Here is a 20779-nt window from a genome sequence, read left to right as displayed (position 1 = left end):
GCCGACAAGCCTGTGAGTCCAGAGGATTCACAGCATGTCCGGCAGTAAATGAGTCTGACCGTGTAGAAGAGGTCAGACTCTCAAGCGGAGCTGGCAAGAATCAGGCAGCTGACCGTTTAGCAGTGGTCAGCTTAGCCCCTCCCGCGCCCAGCCCCCAAAAAAGCCATCCCAGACGATAGGGATGGCTCTCTTTTGGTGGGTGGAAAGATTGGAGGCCGTACTTAGGAAAAGAGGATGTATGCGTGGAGGAGACCTGGCGTTCGCCTTTGAAACCGGGAAAATACCGCAAGAATATCATCCCGTTTTCCTGGTTTCAACAGCGACCGGAACGGATACATCCTCCCAGAACAGGCCGACTAATCTTGACCACCAAAAAAAGAAAGCCATCCCACAAACCATGGGATGGCTTTCATCGTTACTTCAAATCTTCAATTGAATTTGCTTCCACGTAAGACGGAACCACCAGGCCGGTTTTCACGCCTTCCATGTTAGCGCCAAGGTCTTCGACTTGGTCCTTGAACTTATCCCAGTAGTCTGCATGCGTCAACGGAAGCCATGCTGCTACGGTTGCATCCACGTCGCCGTTGGCAACGCCGGTCCACATTGGGCCTGCTTCGACTTGAAGCGCCTCAACTTTGTATCCGAGCTTGTCTTCCATGATCACTTTCAGCAGATTGGTGCTGGCGATCTCGGAATCCCAAGCGACATAACTGAATTTGAAGGTTTTGCCGTCAACGGGTTGAACGCCTTCGAGCCAGGCGTCGACTTTCTCCGCATTGTTGTCTGCCCATTCCTTCGCGGCAGCTTCAGGGTCTTGGCCTTCTTGAATCGCCGTCATAATCTGACCCATATCGTCGGACGTCCATTTGAAATTGCTTAGGAACTTGTAAGCGTCCGGATGATCTTCTTTCAGTCCAAGACGGACAACGGTGTGAATCTCTTCCGCTTCACCGAATACTTTCTTCGGATCTTCCAGATACTTCAGGTCATACTTGGAGAACATCCAGTGCGGAGTCCAACCGGTAATAATGATCGGATCCTCATTCTTAATGGCTTTGTTAAGGGTTGCCGTCATGGCAGCTCCGGAGCCTTCGACCAGTTTCCAGTCGGTCAATCCATATTCCTCAATAGCCGCTGCGGTCGCCTTCATAATGCCTGCACCTGGATCAATACCGATGATTTCATGTTTCACTTGTTCACCGAGGGAAGCAGTTGAACCGCCTTCAGCCCCTTTGTCCGTCGTTCCATCCGTTCCGCCATTTCCGCCCTGTCCGCAAGCAGACAGAACCAGAATAGCAGCCAAGCTGAGCAGCAACCAAAACTTCTGTTTCTTCAAATTAAGCACCCCTTTTTTTCGTTTTAAATATATTTTGTGTAAAGCGGTCAAGGACAATCGCCAAAATGACGACAGCCAAGCCAGCTTCAAAACCTTTACCAATTTGCAGCTGCGTTACGGCCCGGTAGACCTCGGCACCGATACCTTGGGCACCGATCATCGAAGCGATGACGACCATCGACAAGGACAGCATGATGGTCTGGTTAATGCCGGCCATCAAGGTTGGCATGGCCAGCGGAAGCTGAACCTTGAACAATTTTTGTCCGGAAGTCGAACCGAATGCATCTGCAGCCTCCGTCAGTTCACCGGATACTTGCATAATGCCAAGACGGGTCAAGCGAATCGTTGGCGGTATGGCGAAAATAACCGAAGCGATAACCCCGGGAACCACGCCCAAGCTGAAGAATGTAACGGCAGGGAGCAAGTACACAAATGCCGGCATAGTTTGCATAAAATCAAGAACCGGTATGATCACGCGGGATGCCGACTTGCTGTAGGCCGCCCATATACCCAGCGGAACACCCAGTATAACGGAGATTAAGGCTGCTGTGATAACCAGGCTGAGCGTGCTCATGGTCTGTGACCAGTAACCCAAGTTATCGATGAGCAGAAAACCGATGGCTGTGAACAAAGTCAACGGCAGACGGCCTAATAGGTAGGCAATGACGGCCAGGATGACAATGAACAGATACGGATGAGGCAGCATGAACAAATCCGTAAACAGCTGCACGATGTTTTCGATGATGAAGGAGATGGCGTCAAAGAATCCGGAGAAGACGTCTCCCATCCATTCGACCAAGGAATCAACCCAGCTTGCGAGAGGGATCTTAGGCATCTTGCGTCACCTCCTCGCTTTTGCTTTCTCCGGCCAGGGCACCAAGTACAGCACCGCGGACGATAACGCCCATCAATCGGCCATTCTCATCCACAACGGCCAACGGTACTTTAGCCATGCTCGTAATTTCAAACAATTCATTTAGCAATGTATCGGGTCCAACACTCGGGCCATCCGTGATGAGTATATCCGCAAGCTTACGGTTATTTTTCATGGCATCCGAAGCATCTTCGGCCGTAATGACGCCAAGCAGCTTCTTGGAACGGTCGATGACGAACAGGTTCGAGATTCCCCGTTCACGCATAAGCTCCAGCGCAACGCGAGGTCCACGATCCATCGTAATGGTCTCCGGACGGCGCATAACGCGTGAAGCGGTAAGCACCTTGGACAGATCCACATCTTCCACGAACCGCTCAACGTAATCGTTGGCAGGCTGGGTCAAGATTTCTTCCGGCGTTCCGATCTGCACGATCGAACCGTCCTTCATCAAGGCAATGCGGTCGCCGATTCGAAGAGCTTCGTCCAGGTCATGCGTGATGAACACGATGGTTTTTTTCATTTTATCCTGGAGCTCGATCAATTCGTCCTGCATATCTCTGCGAATGAGCGGATCCAGTGCGCTGAAGGCCTCATCCATTAGCAGAATCTCGGGATCATTAGCGAGTGCGCGGGCTAGCCCGACACGCTGCTGCATGCCGCCGCTAAGCTGATCGGGCATCTTTTCCTCCCAGCCCTTCAAGCCTACAAGCTCAAGCGACTTCATGGCTGCTTCGTGCCGCTTGCTTTTGTGTACCTTTTGAATTTCCAATCCGTACTCCACATTCTCTACAACCGAACGATGAGGGAACAAGGCGAATTTCTGGAACACCATGCTGATTTTTTTGCGTCGTACTTCACGCAGCTGTTCCTTGTTCATTTTTCGGAGATCTTTGCCGTGGATCAATATTTCGCCCGATGTTGGTTCAATCAACCGATTTAGCAAACGGACCAATGTAGATTTACCGCTGCCTGACAGCCCCATGATGACAAAAATCTCGCCTTCGTGAATATCGAAGCTGACACGGTTAACGCCAACCGTTATGTTCTTCTCTTTCGCAATTCGCGCTTTACTCCAGCCTTGCTCCAGCAATTGAATCCCTTGTTCCGGATTCGCGCCGAACAACTTGCTGACTTTGTTAACTTGCAGAATAGCCAAAAGTACTCCTCCTTTTATTGTATAGAGACGCGTCCATTTGACCGAGTCTTCTTATTCCTGTCGTCTCGTAAACCCATGTCACCCATTGTAACAACCGATACGTAAAGTATCAAACGTTATATCCGTACATAAAGAACGTACAGTAAAAACTGTACAAAGTTATCCTTTGAAATGCTCCCATATGCTCCAATATCCTCTAGAGCGATCTTCTTTACTTTTAAAATAGCTTTCCCTACAATAGATCAGAGAATGTGTGTGGATCGGGGCTTGTTTAGATTTCATGGAGAACGTTCACACTACACTTCGAGTCCACCTAGTTTTGTTATATTGACATGACTTCTTGGATGGCTACAGAAAGAGGAGGCTGCAAGCATGGGCTTGTACCATTTAGATGATGAACGGCAGGCAGCCGTGCATAAGATTCGTAAGCGTGTCATTGAAAATATTGGACGGAATATGGATTTGTACGGCATTCCACTCTCAACGGGACATTTATACGGATTGCTTTATTTTGCGGATAAACCGATGAACCTCGATGAAATGGGACAGGAAATGAAGATGAGCAAGACCAGCATGAGTACAGGCGTGCGGACGCTGCTCGATTATAAAATGGTAAACAAGGTGTGGGAGAAGGGTTCCCGCAAGGATTTGTATGAAGTGGAGTATGACTGGTACCAGAGCTTTGTGGATTTCTTTGATATTAAGTGGAGAAAATCGGTGGAGAGCAACATTCTGGTTCTGCGCAAAGCGCTCGACGAAACGGAGAAGCTCCGTAAAGCACATGAAGATGATGAAGAACTGACAGCGGTGCTGCAAGAGGATCAGGCGAAGATGCGTGAGGCCGTTGCTTATTATAAATGGCTGGAACGATTGATTGATACTTTTGTGGATGGCGAGATCTTTAATTATGTGCCGAAAGAGCCGCCAGAAGGCAAATCCTGATATTGAAAATGGGGAATTTACCCAGTATAATGTGAAGTAAGGCAATGCTTACCTAAGAGGTACAACCTGATTTTATCGGGTTGTGCCTCTTTTTTGTTATCTGGCATCGCCTGGAGTGAATTATCGGGAAACAAGCGTATGTGGTGCAAAAATAGTCAGGAGGGGTTAGAATGGTCAGTATGTCCTCAAGAATGGTAGAAATTGCAGATTTTCCATCGGTTAACTTAGGCAATACCCGAAGTTTGTATGTATATCTTCCACCCAGTTATCATGAGAATACGGATAAGCATTATGCCGTACTCTATATGCATGACGGGCAGCATGTATTTTCAGCGGATGAGAGAGGCGGTTCCTGGGATATGCACGTCACCGCGGATCGGCTGGTTTCCGAGGGACGAATGAAGGAGATTATGATCGTTGGCATCGCAACGGTTCCTCATCAAAGACTGAATGAATACTTCCATGACAATCCAAGGATGCATGAGGTGTTTGATCCCCCGTTTGCCGGCGAACGCTACGAATTATTTATTATTGAAGAAGTTATACCCTATATCAATCAGAACTTTCGCACGTTGAGGGGCCCTCAGCACACGGCCATGATGGGTTCGTCTGCGGGCGGGATCGTTACCTACAATATAGGCTTTAGAAGACCGGACGTGTTCGGAAGTATAGCGGTCATGTCTCCTTATTTCGTCAAAGCTCATTTTGATGCTCAGGGAGAGCTTAAGGAACATCCCTTTTATGAAAGATACGGGACGCATCCCAATCTTAAGATATGGCTTGATATGGGCGGCGCGGAAGGGATCTTCATGGAAAAATACGCACGGGAGGAAGCAGAACGTTTGATCCGAGACGGGTTTGTGCCTGGGGAAGATCTCATGCTGTTCCTTGATCCGGGAGCGGCTCACAGCCAAAGCGACTGGGCAGGCAGAGCGCAAGCGCCGCTGCTGTATTTTTTCGGCGACATTGGAGAACCAGCCTCGATAAAGCTGCATGGAGATGGCGTCGTAGGGGTGAACGGACCCGTCAAGCAACTGAATCCGGTCATTACATACGACAGCGGATTTGTGCAATCGTTGATGAACGGAACCTACCATGTCGAGGAGCCGGAATTACTCACGCTGCTGCCGGACGGAACGATGAAGCCTCGAACATCCGGCAGTACCCGGGTTACGCTGCACATGGGAAGCTTGAGCGCAGATAAAGAGATTACGATCGTGGAACAATTGCCTGAGCTTGTGAAAATCACGATTCAGGTGAAGGTACCGCCTTCCACACCGGCTTCCTCCACGATCTATGCCGGATTTGAGATTCCGTACTGCGGAGATGGCATATATAGAGGAAGTGCAATGGTACCTCATGGCTTGTCTTTTACGTTCAAGGTATCAAGAGGGTTTGGACTGCACGAGAAGATCGGGGATCCTGAAGTTAAACGGCGTTCTTTTACAGCATCGTCTGAGATGGAGCTGTTTTATGAGGTTGAGGACTGGGATACTTGAAATATGAAAATGCATTGAATTGTAATCGGAGGATGAATAGGCATGAGCATCAGATCAGCTAGACCACAGGATGCATCTGCAGCGGTAAGGCTGCTGTATGACGCACTGCACGATGTGGCGCATCAATTAACAGGGGAAGACAGTGAAAAGAAAGTGCTTGAAGTGCTGGAGCAATATTTCCGGGCAGACGAGGGCAGGCTCAGTTACCGTCAGGCTGCCGTGAAAGAGATCGACGGCGAGGTAGCGGGCATTATCGTTGCTTACGGCGGGGATCAAGCGGCCGAATTGGATCGTCCGATTCTGGATCGTTTGCGGAAGCTTAAGAATGACCCTTCCGCAGCGCTGGACAAAGAGGCAGACGAGGATGAGTATTATATCGATACGTTATCCGTTTCTCCGCGGTTTGGAGGAAAGGGAATCGGTTCGGCGCTCATCGATCATGCAGAGAACCGGGCAAAGGAGCTTACGTATCGTAAAATTGCTCTCGCTGTGGTAACGGACAATCATCGCGCCCATTCTTTGTACGACAGAAGAGGATATAAAACGGATAAGGAAATCATGATTAACGGGCATGTTTATTATCATATGGTCAAACCCGTATAGAAAAAAACAAACAATTTATAAGCCGCCTATTTACAAATGGTAATAGGTGGTTTATTATTGTGTCATATCGATCTAGAAAATTAGAATGATAAATTAAAATGGAATGAACGAAAATAACCGTATAATTTACGTAATTAGAATGAATTTAGAATGGAGTGTTGAGCTATGGAACAAGATCAAAATCAAAGCATCGAAATATCGGTGGAACAAGCAAAGCTGCTCGGGAGCGCCCAGCGGGTGAAAATTCTCGGAACCATACTGGATACGGCCAAAACCTCAAAGCAAGTAGCGGATGAATTGGGAGATTCGCCGGGAAGCATCCACTATCATATTCAGAAGTTATATGACGGCGGGCTGATAGATTTGGTGGAGACCCGGACGGTCGGCGGCATCGTAGAAAAATATTATAAATCCAAAGCGAAGTGGTTTAACACCAAGGGAACGCAAACGATGGACCCGGTCCTTGCCGAAGATTATGCAGCGGCGACCCGTACAAGAATCAGCTTGAGGCTGCAGTTGGACGCAGACCAATATGAAGAGATGACAACGGAATTCAAGGAGCTGCTTGAAAAATGGGTGAACAAAACCCTCACGACCAAAGGGAAAGACAGTAAGGAGTATGCCGTCGGGATCAACGTGGTTTCGACGGAAACGTCCGATTAGGAAGGGGCTTCCAGAGCCTCTTCTCTCCAAAACTACTAAACTTTAAATCAAGGAGTGTTCCTCTATGGAAATATTAAAAAATCGCAATTTCCTGCTGTTGTTCGTTGGCCGAATTCTTACGAATATCGGCGACAGCCTGTACGCGGTAGCGGCCATGTGGCTGGTGTATGATCTCGGAGGCTCGACGCTGTACACGGGGCTTGCCGGATTCCTCTCGATTCTGCCCCGAATCATTCAACTGCTATCCGGTCCGATGATTGACCGCGTTCCTATACGGGGGCTTCTGGTGTACACCCAGTTATTTCAGGCGCTTCTTCTGTTGATCGTTCCGCTTGCATTTTATTTCGACTTTCTGACGGTCGGCGTTGTACTGGCGATTACACCGATTCTGTCCACGCTGAATATGTGGGTATATCCGGCCCAAATGTCGGCCCTTCCCAAAATTCTCGATAAGAAGCAGCTGACGCAAGGCAACTCGCTGTTCTCCTTAGCCTATCAAGGCATCGATGTCGCTTGCAACGCAATATCCGGCGTGTTGATTATTGTGCTGGGCGCAGTATCCCTTTACTTGTGGAATTCCATTGGCTTCTTCATCGGAGCGCTGTTATTCTCGCAATTGAAAATCAAGAAATCCATCAAAACTTCGGATAACAACGATAATAAAACATCAATGAACAATACCTTAACTTCAACACCTAAGGTTAATGCCCTTAAAAATTATTGGGCGGACATGAAGGAAGGTCTTCGCTACATTCTGGCGACCCCGCTCGCACGGGTACAAATGGGGATGATTGTCATCAATGCTGCGGGCGGAGCTACCTTTACGGTTATGCCAGCGTTTGCCGACAGCCTCGGCGGAGCCAGTGTCTACGGTATATTGCTCATGGCCCAGGCTTTGGGAAGTTTGCTGGGAGCGATCCTGGCTCCATATTTGAAGCTGGAGCGCCTGCCCCTTGGTTATATTTTTGCCGGAGCGTTCTGTTTATCGGGCGCTGCCTGGTGTCTCAGCGTATTCACCCCTTGGACTTGGCTTGTCGTTCTGGTGTACGGTCTGGCATGGTTTCCCGGAGGGATTACGAACGTTATCATCAATTCGGTCATTCAGAAGGCAATACCCGAGAAAAGATTGGGTACGGTGTTCGCGGCAGCTAGCGGACTCAGCGGAATTGCCATGCCGCTTGGCAGCCTAATCGGAGGCGCCCTTGGCGTGGTTGCGGCAAGTTCCTCCATTATCGCGGGATGCGGAATCGCCGTGCTCAGCGTGGGGATCTTCTGGGTCTTTGACTCGACTACTCGTAGTCTTCCGTCACCTGACAATGTAGATGAGGAATGGTTCGCGCCTTATACGAATACGGCTGCTGAGAAGTCCGTTTCTATGCACACAGCCCCTTAGAGTTGGCTAAGGTCGATCAGCTTCTATACTTACAGAGTCCTATAAGAAGAGGGTTTGTACTGATTATTTTCATATATCGAGCCGAGGATGAATCAGCGATCGACGGATTCAATCTCGGCTCTTTTTTCGTTTAAGCGAAGTGTAAATGCCTGCCGAGTCCGGAACGCAGCGGTGCTTGTCAGGCTAGTCTGCATAATGTCACCAAGTCCCTCATAGACATGTATCAATCAAGTCAAAACAAGTGTTGAAGGGGATGATGACATGCGCCGGATTTCATGGGTGCTGCTCGCGGTAGTATTATGCTTAACAACAATACTGGCGGGATGCGGGAAGAAGAATGCAGACAGCGTTGTAAAGGATCTGGGCAAGGTGGCTGATAAGCTGGAAAGTGCCAAGGGCGCTTACCAGGGAGCGGGCGTTATGACCATACATACCGGTTCAGCGCCGCAGGAGTATCAGGTTGAGGTATGGTACCAGTCTCCATCTTATTACCGGATCAGCTTAACCAATGGGCAAAAGGATATTACGCAAATCGTGCTTCGCAACGATGACGGCGTGTTCGTTCTGACGCCGAGCTTAAACAAGAGCTTCCGCTTCAAGAGCGACTGGCCGGATAATCAGGGACAGGTATATCTGTACCAAACGCTGCTCAGCAGCATTCTGAGCGACAACACCCGTCAGTTTGCCGAGGATAAGGATAGTTACGTGTTTGATGTGGCCGCCAATTACCACAGTCATTCCTTGATTCGTCAGAAGATTTGGCTCGCCAAGGACAACTACACGCCGAAACAGGTACAAGTGTCGGATTCCGAAGCGAATGTGGTTGTTGAGGTGAAATTCAACACCTTTACCTTTGATACGAACCTGACCAAGGATTCATTTGATACGAACAAGAATCTAAGTGCCATGAACGATGCGAAGGGGACCATGGCGGAAGTGGACGAGAACGGGGTACCGGTGGCTTCCAGTACGGAAGGTAACGGCACTCAGGGAACCGAAGGTTTGACGGAAGCGGCTTCGGGTCGCGATATGGGATCCTTCGGCATCATCTATCCGGAATATGTGCCTGCAGGGGTCACGAACAAAGACACGATGGAAGTTCCGGAGAGCAAGGATCATGCGGTTATTCTGAAGTATGACGGTGTGTATCAATACACGATTATGGAATCCAGACCGGTGGATCGTGCGGTTTCCCTCGTACCGGGCGAGGCCGTGTATATCGATTTCACAACGGTTGGCCTGCTCACCGGCGATCAGCAAAGAACGCTGACCTGGAATTCGGAAGGCGTGGAATACCGAATTACGAGCGCCAACCTGCCTGTTGAAGAAATGAAGAAAGTCGCTGCTTCCATGCAGGGAGAATCGGGTAAATAATACGAAGTAGGCGGATACCGAGCATTGAAGGAGGGCAAAATTCCGACAATGAGGCCATTCGCCTCTTTTCCAAATAAAGGAACTCCATCCGTGGGCTCATCATTATTTCTTGCATAGATTCCGATGTTTCACCAAGTTTCGCACCCGGGGGGAACCACGAGCCTCATAAATAAGCAATTTGCCTCAATTGACAGTTGCCCCCGGGAACATTACCATTAATCTAATGTAAAGCATAATGCTTTTTTCAAAATGGTAAGAAGGTGACTGGAATTGCAAGCGATATATCGACCTACCCTGGCGGAGATCAACCTGGACCATCTGCGCGCCAACTATAACGCTTTTCGTGAGGCGCTGCCAAGCCACATGAAATTGCTTGCTTGTGTGAAGGCTAACGCCTATGGTCACGGAGCTGTAGAAGTGGCACGCGAACTTCAGCAACTGGGGGCGGCTTACTTAAGCGTAGCTTTCCTGGATGAAGCGCTCGAGCTTCGGCAAGGAGGCATCTCCAGCCCGATCCTGGTGCTCGGATATACACCACCGGAGGCTGTAGAGATCGCTTATGAGCATGATGTAACCATAACCCTGTTCAGTTCGGAAGTGCTCCAAGCGATAAAGGCACTGCCGGTCCAGCCGGAGAAGCCACTCAAGGTACACATCAAGATTGACAGCGGAATGGGTCGTTTGGGCCTGCTTCCAGGCGAAGATGCAATTTCTTTTATAGAAGAAGTATTTTCGCTGCCGCAGGTTGTTGTCGAAGGAATGTTTACCCATTTTGCAAGAGCGGATGAAAAGAACAAAGACTATACGTTGGGACAGTACCGCCGTTTTCAGGGCGTAGCGGACGCTCTTCGGGATAAGGACTACCATATCCCGCTCATACATACGGGCAACAGCGCTGCTGCGATTGATACACCCGAATTATCCTATGATATGGTTCGTGTCGGCATCAGCTTGTACGGACTGTATCCTTCGGACGAGGTGAATCGAAAAACAGTGAGCCTCCGCCCTGTCATGACGTTAAAGACAAAGCTTGTCTACGTCAAAAATTTACCTCCGCATTCCGGTATCAGCTACGGGACGAAGTATGTAACGGAGGAGGAAGAGCAAATTGGAACCCTCCCCATCGGTTACGCCGATGGCTTCTCTCGTATGCTGAGCGGTAAAGTGGAAGTACTGATACGCGGCCGCCGCGTCCCTGTTGTCGGAACCATCTGTATGGACCAATGTATGGTATCGCTCAAACCTTTCGCCGATGAGGCGGAACAAATTAAAGCTGGTGAAGAGGTTGTACTCATCGGTCAGCAGTCTGACGAATGCATTACGGCAGATGAGCTGGCGTCCAAGCTGGGGACGATCCACTACGAGGTCGTCTGCATGATTGCCCACCGGGTACCACGTCAGTATATACGCAATGATATACCCGTGAAGACCGTAAATGCACTCTGGAGCAACCTTTAAAAGTCAAGTCACCATAAGTAATTTATTCAGGAAAGAAGGAATAAGTACAGATCTTCCCGAATTAGGAATATGTCGTTTAAGTCTGTACGAAAGTGTCGATTGTAGTTTATAATGATATGCAGCATACTTGATATACCTTCGGCATATATATTCTTTTGTATAATTTTCCTTGAATAATGTAATACTGGTGCACAGGGCGAGAAGGTTGTGGGGGTGTAATAGAGGGTGGCCAATATGCAGAACACCAAACGAATCATGATCAGTTTACCGGATCATCTTTTGCAGGAAGTGGACGGGATCGCTCAGCTGGAAAATTCCAACCGCAGTGAGCTTATTAGGCAAGCCATGAAGTTGTACCTGAATGAACGGAAGAAACGTTACATTCGTGAATCCATGCAGCGAGGTTATATGGAAATGGCCAAAATTAACCTGACCATGGCTTCTGAGGCGTTTCACGCGGAGGAAGATGCAGACAACACTCTAGACCGCTTAGTAAGCGGGGTGTAGACAGTGATCGTTAAACGGGGCGACGTATTTTTTGCGGATTTATCACCTGTTGTCGGTTCTGAGCAGGGCGGCGTAAGGCCAGTCCTTGTCATTCAGAACGATATCGGCAACCGGTTTAGTCCGACTGTGATTGTTGCAGCCATTACGGCACAGATTCAAAAAGCCAAGCTGCCGACTCACGTCGAAATCGACGCGGCGTCGCATGGATTTGACCGGGATTCCGTCATTTTGCTAGAGCAGATCCGGACGATTGATAAGCAGCGGCTAACCGACAAAATCACCCATCTTGATGATGAAATGATGAGTAAGGTGGATGATTCCCTGCAAATAAGTCTGGGCTTGATTGATTTTTGATTCCATTCAAGCGCTAACGTTTTCCACATAGAATGTTATGACTAAAAACCCTCAAGGACTAACTCCTTGAGGGTTTTTATATGGAGGGTATGTTCGAAGGGCACGGCAATGGATGCATGAGACTAAGAGAGCGGCGGTTTACGCGTTTGTAGGTATGAGGATGTAGGCCGTTGTGACCGCCGCAACGATAAACAAAAGGCAGACAACGGACCAGGCAATCGCATGTTTGTCATTCATCTAAGGTGACCCCCTAATTGTAATGAGGTGCGGATATCCGGCAGCAGCATTTTCGTACACTAAGAATATAAATTTAATCTTAAAATCAGATGAAATTGACATTAAAAGCAGCTTAAAGCCTTATGAAGTGAGCGATGTAGTGGAAATGAGCGCTTAAGTTTGGGATAATAGCAAATATAGTTTCATTGAAGAAAGAGGGATATCATTGTCTGAATTAGAAGCTGTTGTGGAAGTAAATGAGGAACAGATTCGCAAGGAAGAATCGAAACGGATCGTGAAGCAGATCGCGAAGGAGCTTCAATTGTCCGAAAAACAGGTGCGCACGACCGTTGAACTTCTGGATGAGGGCAATACCATACCGTTTATTGCGCGTTACCGTAAGGAAATGACAGGCGAACTGGATGAGAACCAATTACGTGATATTGAAGAGCGGACTGGCTATCTGCGCAATTTGGAGATCCGTAAGCGGGAAGTCATCCGCATCATAGAGGAGCAAGGCAAGCTGACGGAAGATCTGAAGGCATCGATTACGGCCGCCGTTAAGCTGCAGGAGGTAGAAGATCTCTACCGTCCGTATAAGCAAAAGCGTAAAACCCGGGCAAGCGTTGCCAAGGAAAAAGGGCTTGAGCCGCTGTCGGAGTGGATATGGTCGCAGCCGAAGCAGGCTGATGTGATGGTTGAGGCAGCCAAGTATGTGGATGAGGAGAAGGGTGTGGCTTCGGCAGAAGAGGCTGTGCAAGGCGCGATGGATATACTGGCTGAAAACATTGCCGATGACGCAACCGTTCGTTCCTGGGTTCGCAGATACAGCTTGGACCACGGCATATTGACCTCTGAGGCGAAGGATACCGAAGTGGAATCCGTATACGAGAACTATTACAATTACCGGGAATTGGCGAAGAAAATGCCGCCGCACCGGATTTTGGCCATTAACCGGGGAGAGCGCGAGAATATTCTAAAGGTAGGGCTGGATGTTCCTTCCGAATCCATTCACGCGTATATCGGCAAGCAGGTGCTTAAAGGTCCATCAGCCGTCACGGACATTCTTACGGCGGTGATCGAGGATTCATACAAGCGCCTCATTGCTCCATCGATTGAACGGGAAGTACGGGGAGAGCTGACGGAAAAAGGGGAGAACCAGGCAATCTCCATCTTTGCCGGGAACCTGCGCAGCCTGCTGCTGCAGCCGCCGGTGAAGGGACGCTGTGTGCTGGGCGTTGACCCGGCCTACCGTACCGGTTGTAAGCTGGCAGTGGTCGATGATACGGGCAAGCTGCTTGAGGTGGCCGTAACCTATCCGACGCCGCCGGCCAACAAGAAGCAGGAGGCCGCCGCCAAGTTTAAGGAGCTGATTGCCAAATACGGCATCAAGCTTATTGTCATTGGAAACGGTACGGCATCCCGTGAAACGGAGCAGTTCGTAGCCGAAGAAGTCATTGCGGAGCTTGCTGACCCTGAGCTGGCCTACCTCATCGTCAATGAAGCGGGAGCAAGCGTGTACTCGGCCTCGAAGCTGGCGCAGGAAGAATTCCCGGACCTGGATGTCGCCGAGCGCAGCGCGGCCTCGATCGCCCGCCGTGTGCAGGATCCGCTGGCCGAGCTGGTGAAGATTGATCCGAAATCGATCGGCGTGGGCCAATATCAGCATGACGTAACCCAGAAGCATCTGGAGGAGAGCCTGAAGGCCGTCGTGGAGTCTGCGGTGAACCATGTCGGGGTGGATGTGAATACGGCTTCGCCGTCACTGCTATCCTATGTGGCCGGCATCAATGCCACGATCGCCAAAAATATCGTGAAATACCGGGAAGAGAACGGGAAGTTTGTCAGCCGGAAGCAGCTCCAGAAGGTCCCGCGTCTCGGTGCCAAGACCTATGAGCAGTGCGTGGGCTTTATGCGGATTTCGGAAGGCGAGAACATATTGGATCGTACCCCGATTCACCCGGAATCCTATGTGGTGGTTGACCGTTTATTCAAAGAGCTTCAGGTAAGTCTGGACAAGCTTGGAAGCAAGGAGCTCGCTGAACTGCTGGATGCCCAGCAGCCGGAGAACCTTGCCGTGAAGCTGGAGGTTGGCGTGCCGACGCTGCGTGATATACTGGACAGCTTGCAGCGCCCGGGACGCGATCCGCGGGAGGAATTGCCGCTGCCGATTTTCCGTCAGGACGTACTGAAGATCGAGGATCTCATGCCGGGAATGGAGCTGCAGGGAACGGTACGCAATGTCATCGATTTTGGCGCCTTTGTGGATATCGGCATCAAGAGCGACGGACTGGTGCATATTTCCCAGCTGAGCGATGGGTTTGTCAAACACCCGATGGATGTTGTCTCTGTGGGGGATAACGTTACCGTGTGGGTGCTGAATGTAGATTTGAAGAAAGGTCGCGTCGGATTGACGATGCGCAAGCCGAAAGATCAGTCATAGGAACTGCTGCGTAAAATAGAAGAAGAGCCGTAACTCCTTGAACTGTACCCCAGTTGTTAGCGATGACCTAACATTTGGAGGTGCAGTTCCTTTGGGGAGAACGGCTCTTTTTTTGAATAATTCTTGGAGTAAGAGCTAACGGGGCATGTCCTGGCGGTTGGCTTAGCCATGGCTCAGCTTTAGCAGCAGTACTTTTTTATCGTATCTTTCGCGACACCAGTGATATTTTGCTGAAATTTTGGGTTCGACTGCGGGAGCATTTACATCGACTTCATGAAAACCAAACTTCTTATAAAAATGCTGCAGCTCCTCAAATGGAATGCAGTAAACCGTCTTTAAACCTAGACTCTTTGATTCTTCCACCAGAAACGAGACGACTTCGTGCGCGAGGGACTGGCCTCTAAACTTGTCCAGAATATAAATACCGCCGAGCTCCGCCTCGTGTTCATTAAGTCTAATCAATCGACCGACTCCTGCGTAGTCGTCTTGCGACATGACGATGGCAATGATTTCATTGTCCAGTGAACTTGGCTGAAAGCCGATGTGCTCGTAATGTTGATTGACCCAAGGCAATTCTGCTTGAGTCACCCTTTTGATGCTCATGATTACTCACCTCAGTTTCTTCAAAATGGATGTGGAGGTATACTGCGCGCAGCATAAGCATTCGGATTAGTCCTCGCTGTCCGAAGATTGCTGTTTTTTCTTCGCCCGGAATCGTCTGACCTTCATCAGATTGCCGCACATTTTATCGTCGCAGTACCGTTTGGAACGGTTACGCGTGTCGTCGTAATATACCCAGAGGCAATCGGGATTCGTGCAGATGCGGAACCGGGATAATTCGCCTTGCTCGATGGCTTCCGCAAAGGAGCCGGCAATCTCGGCAGCCGCTGCTTGCAGGCCAGGATTTTGGAGGATATAGGACAGCGCCAAATTTTGTTCCTCATCGATCTCCAGATGACGAATAACGGGTCCAGCAGCCATCCAGCGGTTTAATTGCTCTATCTCCATGGGAGAGGGTGACTCCCCCGCGACGATGTGTTGAACACACGTTAACAGGAAGGAACGAAGCTCCCTCAACTGCCCCAGCTCATCCGGGGCCAGGGGCAGGCTGACTTGAAGCTGATATTGGTTCATGAAATCGGTGAGCCAATCCTCTCGGGCAAGCCGGTCCTCGGATCGGCCGCTGCCTCTCCAGTCATGCCATTCGCTGTTTATAAAATCATCCCATAACATGAAACTCATCCTTTCTCATCTCATTATTGTAACAAGTAAATATTAATGTTGCTAGTTACTTGTAATGGGGTCCGAAGTGTGTTAATTTTTATGTAACATGCTATTTGATTTATGCTGGTTACAAATTTGATGCGGAGGCGATGGTTATGAACATGAAGGAACTGCTGCTCCAAAACTGGGATTATGCGATGAGGCAGGAGGATTGGTATCCGCCGATTCTTCCTGCCCTGAAGGACGTAACAGTTGAGCAGGCTTTGTGGAAACCGGAAGGGCAAGCGGCAAATTCCATTTGGGAGAACGTGCACCATTTGCTGTATTACAAGCAGCGTCTGCTCGCGAGATTGGAAGGAACGCCGCTTCCTAATGAAGGAATCGGCAATGACGAGACGTTTCTCATTCAGGACACAAGTGAGGGGGCATGGAATACGGCCCGGGAGCAGCTTCAGGATGTTCATGCCGCTTTACGACAGAAGATGGAAGAGATGACGGAGGCGGAGATCATCGAATCGCCGCAGCGAATACTTAGCTTAATCATGCATGATGCGTATCATACGGGACAAATTGTTTTTCTCCGGAAGCTTCAGGGCTCCTGGCCAGCTAAACGCAGCGATCTATAAGTATAACATTCGTCCATTCAGCCATCATAATAAATGCAAAAATAAGCCGGACAGGGCGTCCGGCTTATTGTCATACCTATGGATCGGTTGCAGTGCACTAACGGGCATTCGAGTTTTCTTCGCCCGGGGAATTCCGGTAAAAGTACCAGCATTCATTCAGCAGCTTGATCTGACGTCTGTCCTTTTTGCGAAAAGCGCGTGTCAATTGATTGCAGAGCCATTGCGGCAAGGGTATCTCCTCCTCTTGCTATTCCATCTGTATGGATAGCATATGGGGAAAAAGCCCAAAGCGTGCAGGTCTACCTCGATTATAACGCTTCTTCCTCGTACCATTGCTCAAGCTGCGCTTGGAGAGCACGAATTTCGGTAAGCAATGAGATGAGCGGATATTCCGTTTCCTTAAGGGAAGCAAAGGCCTGCTCAAGCTCATTTATGTATTCCAGACCACCTTGAATGCTCAGCGATTCCTGAAGCAGATCCAAATTGTCGCATTCGGCTACAGCAAGAGGCAGCTGAGGTTTGCCTGCGGCGGTGAGTTTATCGATTTCCTTATTGAGGCGTAAATTTAGAGCACTGAGCTGGTAAGCATAGTCACTGGGCATTTCGACAAATAACAGCTCGTCCTGTCCTTTTAAAATAACGTAGCGCATGTTCGGCATGATTGCAGGTTCTCCCTCCATACTTTCTACTTGACAGTGTAGCCCAGAGAGAAGTTAAAATTCAAGTAGCATTTATACGGCAAAAGGAAGGATCAGACATGGTGACGATGAACGAGATGAGTAATGAAGAACTGCAGGCATGGGTTGAGAAAATCTCGCTGGAAAGCTTTCGGGTTCCGTTCAGGCATCAGGCTACGTTTAACCGGCGATTGTCTTCAACAGGCGGGCGTTATTTCATGAAAAGCCATAACATCGAGATCAATCCGCATCAGCTTGCTACGAACGGTAAGGAAGAGGTGGAGAAGATCATCAAGCATGAGCTGTGCCACTATCATCTGCATATCGCGGGCAGGGGATATCGGCATCGGGACGCTGATTTCAAAAGCCTGCTGCAAGCCGTTGGAGGGAGCCGTTTCTGCAAATCCTTGCCGAAGGGCAAGGCCGCGGGCCGTCGTCAACCGGAACCATACCGATATAAACTACGCTGCAGCGTCTGCGCAACCGAATATCTGCGTAAACGGAAGATGAATCCCGCCCGGTATCGGTGCGGAAAGTGCAGCGGACGCCTTACACTCCTGAAGCTTGACTCCCCTATGAAGTCATGATAAATTATTAATATCCAACTTAATGTTCCCTGATAGCTCAGTTGGTAGAGCACTCGACTGTTAATCGAGTTGTCACAGGTTCGAGTCCTGTTCGGGGAGCCATATGGAGAGATACCCAAGTGGCTATAAGGGGACCCTCTGCTAAGGGGTTAGACTGCGTAAGCGGTGCGAGGGTTCGAATCCCTCTCTCTCCGTTGAGCGTTACATCGAAGAAAACTCCCATCACCAAGTGATCGGGAGCTTTTTTTGCATAGGGATGAGAACCCTGAATAGGGTTCGTCGGAGCATAAGCAGCGTTAGGAATACTTCGCAGTCTCGACCGAAGGGAGAGTATCCCTCTCTCTTTCGTTGAGCGTTACATCGAAGAAAGCTCCCATCACCAAGTGATCGGGAGCTTTTTTTGTATAGGGATGAGAACCCTGAATAGGGTTCGTCGGAGCATAAGCAGCGTTAGGAATACTTCGCAGTCTCGACCGAAGGGAGAGTATCCCTCTCTCTTTCGTTGAGCGTGAATGGGGGAAGAGAGCTCAATGAAGCAGATCATTGCAATGGGTGGCGGCGGTTTTTCGATGGAACCGGATAATCTGCTTGCTTGATCGCTATGTTTTGGCACAAGTATCGAAAGAATTGCCTGAAGTGTGTTTTCTTCCGACGGCAAGCGGAGATGCGGATGGTTATATTGAACGTTTCTATCATGCTTTCCGGACACTGCCGTGTACTCCCAGTCATCTGTCGCTGTTTCAGCCGAACTTTGCCGATCTTCGGTCTTTTGTACTCGAGAAGGATATCATCTATGTTGGCGGGGGCAATACCCGGAATATGCTGGTCTTGTGGAAGGAATGGGGCCTGGATCAGATACTCAAAGAGGCGTATGGACAGGGTGTCATCTTAACCGGGTTAAGCGCTGGTTCCATTTGTTGGTTTGAGCAAGGGGTGACGGACCCGTTGAACGCGCCTTTGTACAAGCTTGGGGGTTTGGGTATATTACAAGGCAGTCATTGCCCGCATTATGATGGTGAGAGCAAAAGAAGACCTGCCTATCATAAACTCGTGCTTCAAGGTGAAGTACAAGCAGGATATGCTGCTGATGATGGGGTTGCAATACATTTTATGGACGGACGGTTGCATCGAATCGTAAGCTCAAGGGAAAATGCACATGCATACCATGTGGATCGAGAAGGAAATAGCGTTCAAGAAGTGGAGTTAACACCGGAATTTTTAGGCTGATTTATTGGCCGAAAAAGCTCCCAAAATAAATTTTAAAATTTACGAAAAAAAAGCTTGCCAGCATTTTTGGAATTATGCTATACTCAATCTTGTCGTCACGGCGACGTGGTTAAAGTGGCCCGTTGGTCAAGGGGTTAAGACACCTCCCTTTCACGGAGGTAACAGGGGTTCGAATCCCCTACGGGTCACCACTTTCTATATAACCTCGGGATGAGAACCCCGTCGGTTCGTCGGAGCATAATCATCGTTAGGATAGGCTTCGCAGTCTCGAACGAAGAGAGAGTATCCCCTACGGGTCACCACTTTCTATATAACCTCGGGATGAGAACCCCGTCGGTTCGTCGGAGCATAATCAGCGTTAGGATAAGCTTCGCAGTCTCGAACGAAGAGAGAGTATCCCCTACGGGTCACCACTTTCTATATAACTTTCTTATATGGCAGCAGCACGATTGTCATCGAGAGCCATTAGCTCAGTTGGTAGAGCACCTGACTTTTAATCAGGGTGTCGAAGGTTCGAGCCCTTCATGGCTCACCATTTTTTACAAAGCAACGAAACGATGTACTCCTTATATTATGCGGTAGTGGTGGAATGGCAGACACGCTATCTTGAGGGGGTAGTGGGTGTATACCCGTGGAGGTTCGAGTCCTCTCTACCGCATACGAATATTTAGAAAAAGCTCCGCACCTTGTGCGGAGCTTTTTTTTGCGCTTAAGATATCAGAAAGTATAAACTTCGAAGCATGGCCTTACCTGATCATGCAAGAAAATAACATCTAATCGAGTTCTGTCTCTTTAGAATGTACGTCGATAGTTTTTTTCTTATATCAAGGTTTACATAGGATTCATCACGGTTTTGATCGATTTTCATTGCACATTTATGCACAACAAGTGTTTCATCTCTGGTCAGGAGTTTAATATCATAACGTGGACGAGCAACAACTTCAAATTACCTATAAGGAGTGATTCAGAATGGCTAATAACAACAACGGAAAGATGAGCCGTGAAGAAGCAGGACGTTTAGGTGGAGAAGCAACTGCGAACAACCATGACAAAGAGTTCTACCAAGAAATTGGACGGAAGGGCGGCGAAGCAACTTCCCGTTCCCATGACAAAGAGTTTTATCAGGACATCGGTAAAAAGGGAGGAGACTCCACGTCAAACTCCCATGATAAGGAATTTTATCAGGAAATCGGCCAGAAGGGCGGGGAAGCGACTTCCGATTCCCATGGCAGGGAATTCTATGAGGACATCGGACGCAAAGGCGGCGAGGCTACCTCGGAATCCCACGGACGTGAGTTCTATCAAGAGATTGGACAGCAGGGCGGCGAAGCCAGAAGCGACAGCGGCAGCAACGGGGACGGCAAGATGAGCCGTGAAGAAGCGGGCCGCAAAGGCGGCGAGGCAAGAGCAAGACAGCGCCAGCGGGGGAACTAATGACAATCCGGCGCATTTGAGAAGAGGTTTTTCTTGGAGGGGACTGAAATTCTCTCATGCGAAGGATCCGCCTTCATACCCAATATTTGAAAAGCAGCAGCTACGGCTTCCTGACAGGGAGCGCGTGGCTGCTTTCTTTTTGTCTAACATCAGCGTGCGACAAGGTGAAAAAGAGAAGGTCGTGCT

General features: G+C 49.2%; 20 protein-coding genes, 5 tRNA genes and 1 pseudogene. 19 read left to right on the top strand and 7 right to left on the bottom strand.

Annotation, left to right across the window (positions count from 1 at the left end; genetic code table 11):
* Nucleotides 1-415: 415 nt before the first annotated feature.
* Genes MKY82_RS27980 through MKY82_RS27970 form a run of 3 tightly spaced genes read right to left on the bottom strand, consistent with a single transcriptional unit; the run spans nt 416 to nt 3366 of the window.
* Complete coding sequence (locus tag MKY82_RS27980; protein ID WP_220683977.1) at nt 416-1336, bottom strand: glycine betaine ABC transporter substrate-binding protein; 921 nt, start codon at nt 1334-1336, stop codon at nt 416-418.
* Between the two features lies 1 nt (nt 1337).
* Complete coding sequence (locus MKY82_RS27975; protein WP_113058970.1) at nt 1338-2171, bottom strand: proline/glycine betaine ABC transporter permease; 834 nt, start codon at nt 2169-2171, stop codon at nt 1338-1340.
* Nucleotides 2164-3366 carry a glycine betaine/L-proline ABC transporter ATP-binding protein gene (locus tag MKY82_RS27970; RefSeq protein ID WP_194544423.1) on the bottom strand — a complete coding sequence of 401 codons (1203 nt, stop codon included), beginning with the start codon at nt 3364-3366 and terminating at the stop codon, nt 2164-2166. Before MKY82_RS27970 ends, MKY82_RS27975 begins: the two co-directional genes overlap by 8 nt.
* Before the next feature lie 372 nt (nt 3367-3738).
* Between MKY82_RS27970 and MKY82_RS27965 the strand changes: the two genes are divergently transcribed.
* The 10 genes from MKY82_RS27965 to MKY82_RS27920 all read left to right on the top strand — a co-directional run bounded on the left by MKY82_RS27965 (nt 3739) and on the right by MKY82_RS27920 (nt 14818).
* Nucleotides 3739-4308 (top strand): GbsR/MarR family transcriptional regulator, encoded by a 570-nt coding sequence (locus MKY82_RS27965; RefSeq protein WP_113058972.1) that lies wholly within the window; start codon nt 3739-3741, stop codon nt 4306-4308.
* Between the two features lie 170 nt (nt 4309-4478).
* Nucleotides 4479-5807: an alpha/beta hydrolase-fold protein gene (locus tag MKY82_RS27960; protein ID WP_339294837.1), complete on the top strand. Its 1329-nt coding sequence runs from the start codon at nt 4479-4481 to the stop codon at nt 5805-5807.
* A 42-nt stretch (nt 5808-5849) separates the two neighbouring features.
* The gene (locus tag MKY82_RS27955; RefSeq protein ID WP_339294836.1) at nt 5850-6410 is read left to right on the top strand and encodes a GNAT family N-acetyltransferase; all 561 of its coding nucleotides are present in this window, start codon (nt 5850-5852) and stop codon (nt 6408-6410) included.
* A 165-nt stretch (nt 6411-6575) separates the two neighbouring features.
* Nucleotides 6576-7073, top strand: coding sequence for a winged helix-turn-helix domain-containing protein (locus tag MKY82_RS27950; RefSeq protein ID WP_113058975.1), 498 nt, complete (start codon nt 6576-6578; stop codon nt 7071-7073).
* Nucleotides 7074-7137: 64 nt separating this feature from the next.
* Nucleotides 7138-8466 carry an MFS transporter gene (locus tag MKY82_RS27945; RefSeq protein WP_339294835.1) on the top strand — a complete coding sequence of 443 codons (1329 nt, stop codon included), beginning with the start codon at nt 7138-7140 and terminating at the stop codon, nt 8464-8466.
* A 261-nt stretch (nt 8467-8727) separates the two neighbouring features.
* The gene (locus MKY82_RS27940; protein ID WP_194544419.1) at nt 8728-9840 is read left to right on the top strand and encodes an outer membrane lipoprotein-sorting protein; all 1113 of its coding nucleotides are present in this window, start codon (nt 8728-8730) and stop codon (nt 9838-9840) included.
* A gap of 270 nt (nt 9841-10110) precedes the next feature.
* Nucleotides 10111-11298: an alanine racemase gene (gene alr, locus MKY82_RS27935; RefSeq protein WP_071222571.1), complete on the top strand. Its 1188-nt coding sequence runs from the start codon at nt 10111-10113 to the stop codon at nt 11296-11298.
* A gap of 225 nt (nt 11299-11523) precedes the next feature.
* The gene (locus tag MKY82_RS27930; RefSeq protein ID WP_028406492.1) at nt 11524-11805 is read left to right on the top strand and encodes a ribbon-helix-helix protein, CopG family; all 282 of its coding nucleotides are present in this window, start codon (nt 11524-11526) and stop codon (nt 11803-11805) included.
* A gap of 3 nt (nt 11806-11808) precedes the next feature.
* Nucleotides 11809-12159 (top strand): type II toxin-antitoxin system PemK/MazF family toxin, encoded by a 351-nt coding sequence (locus tag MKY82_RS27925; RefSeq protein WP_006212388.1) that lies wholly within the window; start codon nt 11809-11811, stop codon nt 12157-12159.
* Between the two features lie 442 nt (nt 12160-12601).
* On the top strand, nt 12602-14818 hold the full coding sequence (locus MKY82_RS27920; RefSeq protein ID WP_269468915.1) for a Tex family protein: 2217 nt from the start codon (nt 12602-12604) through the stop codon (nt 14816-14818).
* A 162-nt stretch (nt 14819-14980) separates the two neighbouring features.
* Here MKY82_RS27920 and MKY82_RS27915 read toward each other — a convergent pair whose 3' ends face one another.
* On the bottom strand, nt 14981-15421 hold the full coding sequence (locus MKY82_RS27915) for a GNAT family N-acetyltransferase (RefSeq protein WP_339294834.1): 441 nt from the start codon (nt 15419-15421) through the stop codon (nt 14981-14983).
* A gap of 66 nt (nt 15422-15487) precedes the next feature.
* Complete coding sequence (locus MKY82_RS27910) at nt 15488-16051, bottom strand: CGNR zinc finger domain-containing protein (RefSeq protein ID WP_339294833.1); 564 nt, start codon at nt 16049-16051, stop codon at nt 15488-15490.
* Between the two features lie 146 nt (nt 16052-16197).
* On the opposite strand from MKY82_RS27910, the gene MKY82_RS27905 reads away from it, so the two are divergent.
* Nucleotides 16198-16668 (top strand): DinB family protein, encoded by a 471-nt coding sequence (locus MKY82_RS27905; RefSeq protein ID WP_339294832.1) that lies wholly within the window; start codon nt 16198-16200, stop codon nt 16666-16668.
* Between the two features lie 97 nt (nt 16669-16765).
* On the opposite strand, the gene cmpA is transcribed toward MKY82_RS27905, so the two are convergent.
* Nucleotides 16766-16897 (bottom strand): cortex morphogenetic protein CmpA, encoded by a 132-nt coding sequence (gene cmpA / locus MKY82_RS27900; RefSeq protein WP_015737250.1) that lies wholly within the window; start codon nt 16895-16897, stop codon nt 16766-16768.
* A 79-nt stretch (nt 16898-16976) separates the two neighbouring features.
* Nucleotides 16977-17327, bottom strand: a complete 351-nt coding sequence (locus MKY82_RS27895; RefSeq protein WP_071222576.1) for a hydrolase/acyltransferase — start codon at nt 17325-17327, stop codon at nt 16977-16979.
* A 98-nt stretch (nt 17328-17425) separates the two neighbouring features.
* Between MKY82_RS27895 and MKY82_RS27890 the strand changes: the two genes are divergently transcribed.
* The 8 genes and pseudogenes from MKY82_RS27890 (at nt 17426) to MKY82_RS27855 (ending at nt 20593) form a co-directional block, all read left to right on the top strand.
* Nucleotides 17426-17932 carry a SprT family protein gene (locus tag MKY82_RS27890; RefSeq protein WP_233355076.1) on the top strand — a complete coding sequence of 169 codons (507 nt, stop codon included), beginning with the start codon at nt 17426-17428 and terminating at the stop codon, nt 17930-17932.
* A 26-nt stretch (nt 17933-17958) separates the two neighbouring features.
* Nucleotides 17959-18034: transfer RNA gene (locus MKY82_RS27885), tRNA-Asn, on the top strand.
* Nucleotides 18035-18037: 3 nt separating this feature from the next.
* Nucleotides 18038-18126, top strand: a tRNA-Ser gene (locus tag MKY82_RS27880).
* A 336-nt stretch (nt 18127-18462) separates the two neighbouring features.
* Nucleotides 18463-19159 (top strand): annotated as a pseudogene (locus MKY82_RS27875) (peptidase E).
* 116 nt (nt 19160-19275) lie between these two features.
* Nucleotides 19276-19350 (top strand) — tRNA-Glu (locus MKY82_RS27870).
* Nucleotides 19351-19618: 268 nt separating this feature from the next.
* Nucleotides 19619-19694 (top strand) — tRNA-Lys (locus tag MKY82_RS27865).
* Nucleotides 19695-19734: 40 nt separating this feature from the next.
* A tRNA-Leu gene (locus tag MKY82_RS27860) sits at nt 19735-19817 on the top strand.
* A gap of 311 nt (nt 19818-20128) precedes the next feature.
* Nucleotides 20129-20593: a general stress protein gene (locus tag MKY82_RS27855; RefSeq protein WP_071222578.1), complete on the top strand. Its 465-nt coding sequence runs from the start codon at nt 20129-20131 to the stop codon at nt 20591-20593.
* Nucleotides 20594-20779 lie beyond the last annotated feature (186 nt).

This window comes from Paenibacillus sp. FSL W7-1279 (genome assembly GCF_037969845.1).
In the GTDB taxonomy this organism is placed as follows: domain Bacteria; phylum Bacillota; class Bacilli; order Paenibacillales; family Paenibacillaceae; genus Paenibacillus_AQ.
Note: the sequence above shows the minus strand (reverse complement) of the source record. Positions and strands in the feature narration are given on the sequence as shown.

Bases quoted from the DNA above. Each gene is read 5' to 3' on its own strand.
- MKY82_RS27915 (WP_339294834.1), bottom strand. From the start codon at position 15,421: ATGAGCATCAAAAGGGTGACTCAAGCAGAATTGCCTTGGGTCAATCAA.
- MKY82_RS27910 (WP_339294833.1), bottom strand. From the start codon at position 16,051: ATGTTATGGGATGATTTTATAAACAGCGAATGGCATGACTGGAGAGGC.
- MKY82_RS27940 (WP_194544419.1), top strand. From the start codon at position 8,728: ATGCGCCGGATTTCATGGGTGCTGCTCGCGGTAGTATTATGCTTAACA.
- MKY82_RS27975 (WP_113058970.1), bottom strand. From the start codon at position 2,171: ATGCCTAAGATCCCTCTCGCAAGCTGGGTTGATTCCTTGGTCGAATGG.
- MKY82_RS27955 (WP_339294836.1), top strand. From the start codon at position 5,850: ATGAGCATCAGATCAGCTAGACCACAGGATGCATCTGCAGCGGTAAGG.
- MKY82_RS27960 (WP_339294837.1), top strand. From the start codon at position 4,479: ATGGTCAGTATGTCCTCAAGAATGGTAGAAATTGCAGATTTTCCATCG.
- MKY82_RS27855 (WP_071222578.1), top strand. From the start codon at position 20,129: ATGGCTAATAACAACAACGGAAAGATGAGCCGTGAAGAAGCAGGACGT.
- MKY82_RS27950 (WP_113058975.1), top strand. From the start codon at position 6,576: ATGGAACAAGATCAAAATCAAAGCATCGAAATATCGGTGGAACAAGCA.
- MKY82_RS27965 (WP_113058972.1), top strand. From the start codon at position 3,739: ATGGGCTTGTACCATTTAGATGATGAACGGCAGGCAGCCGTGCATAAG.
- MKY82_RS27945 (WP_339294835.1), top strand. From the start codon at position 7,138: ATGGAAATATTAAAAAATCGCAATTTCCTGCTGTTGTTCGTTGGCCGA.
- MKY82_RS27890 (WP_233355076.1), top strand. From the start codon at position 17,426: ATGGTGACGATGAACGAGATGAGTAATGAAGAACTGCAGGCATGGGTT.
- MKY82_RS27905 (WP_339294832.1), top strand. From the start codon at position 16,198: ATGAACATGAAGGAACTGCTGCTCCAAAACTGGGATTATGCGATGAGG.
- MKY82_RS27895 (WP_071222576.1), bottom strand. From the start codon at position 17,327: ATGCCGAACATGCGCTACGTTATTTTAAAAGGACAGGACGAGCTGTTA.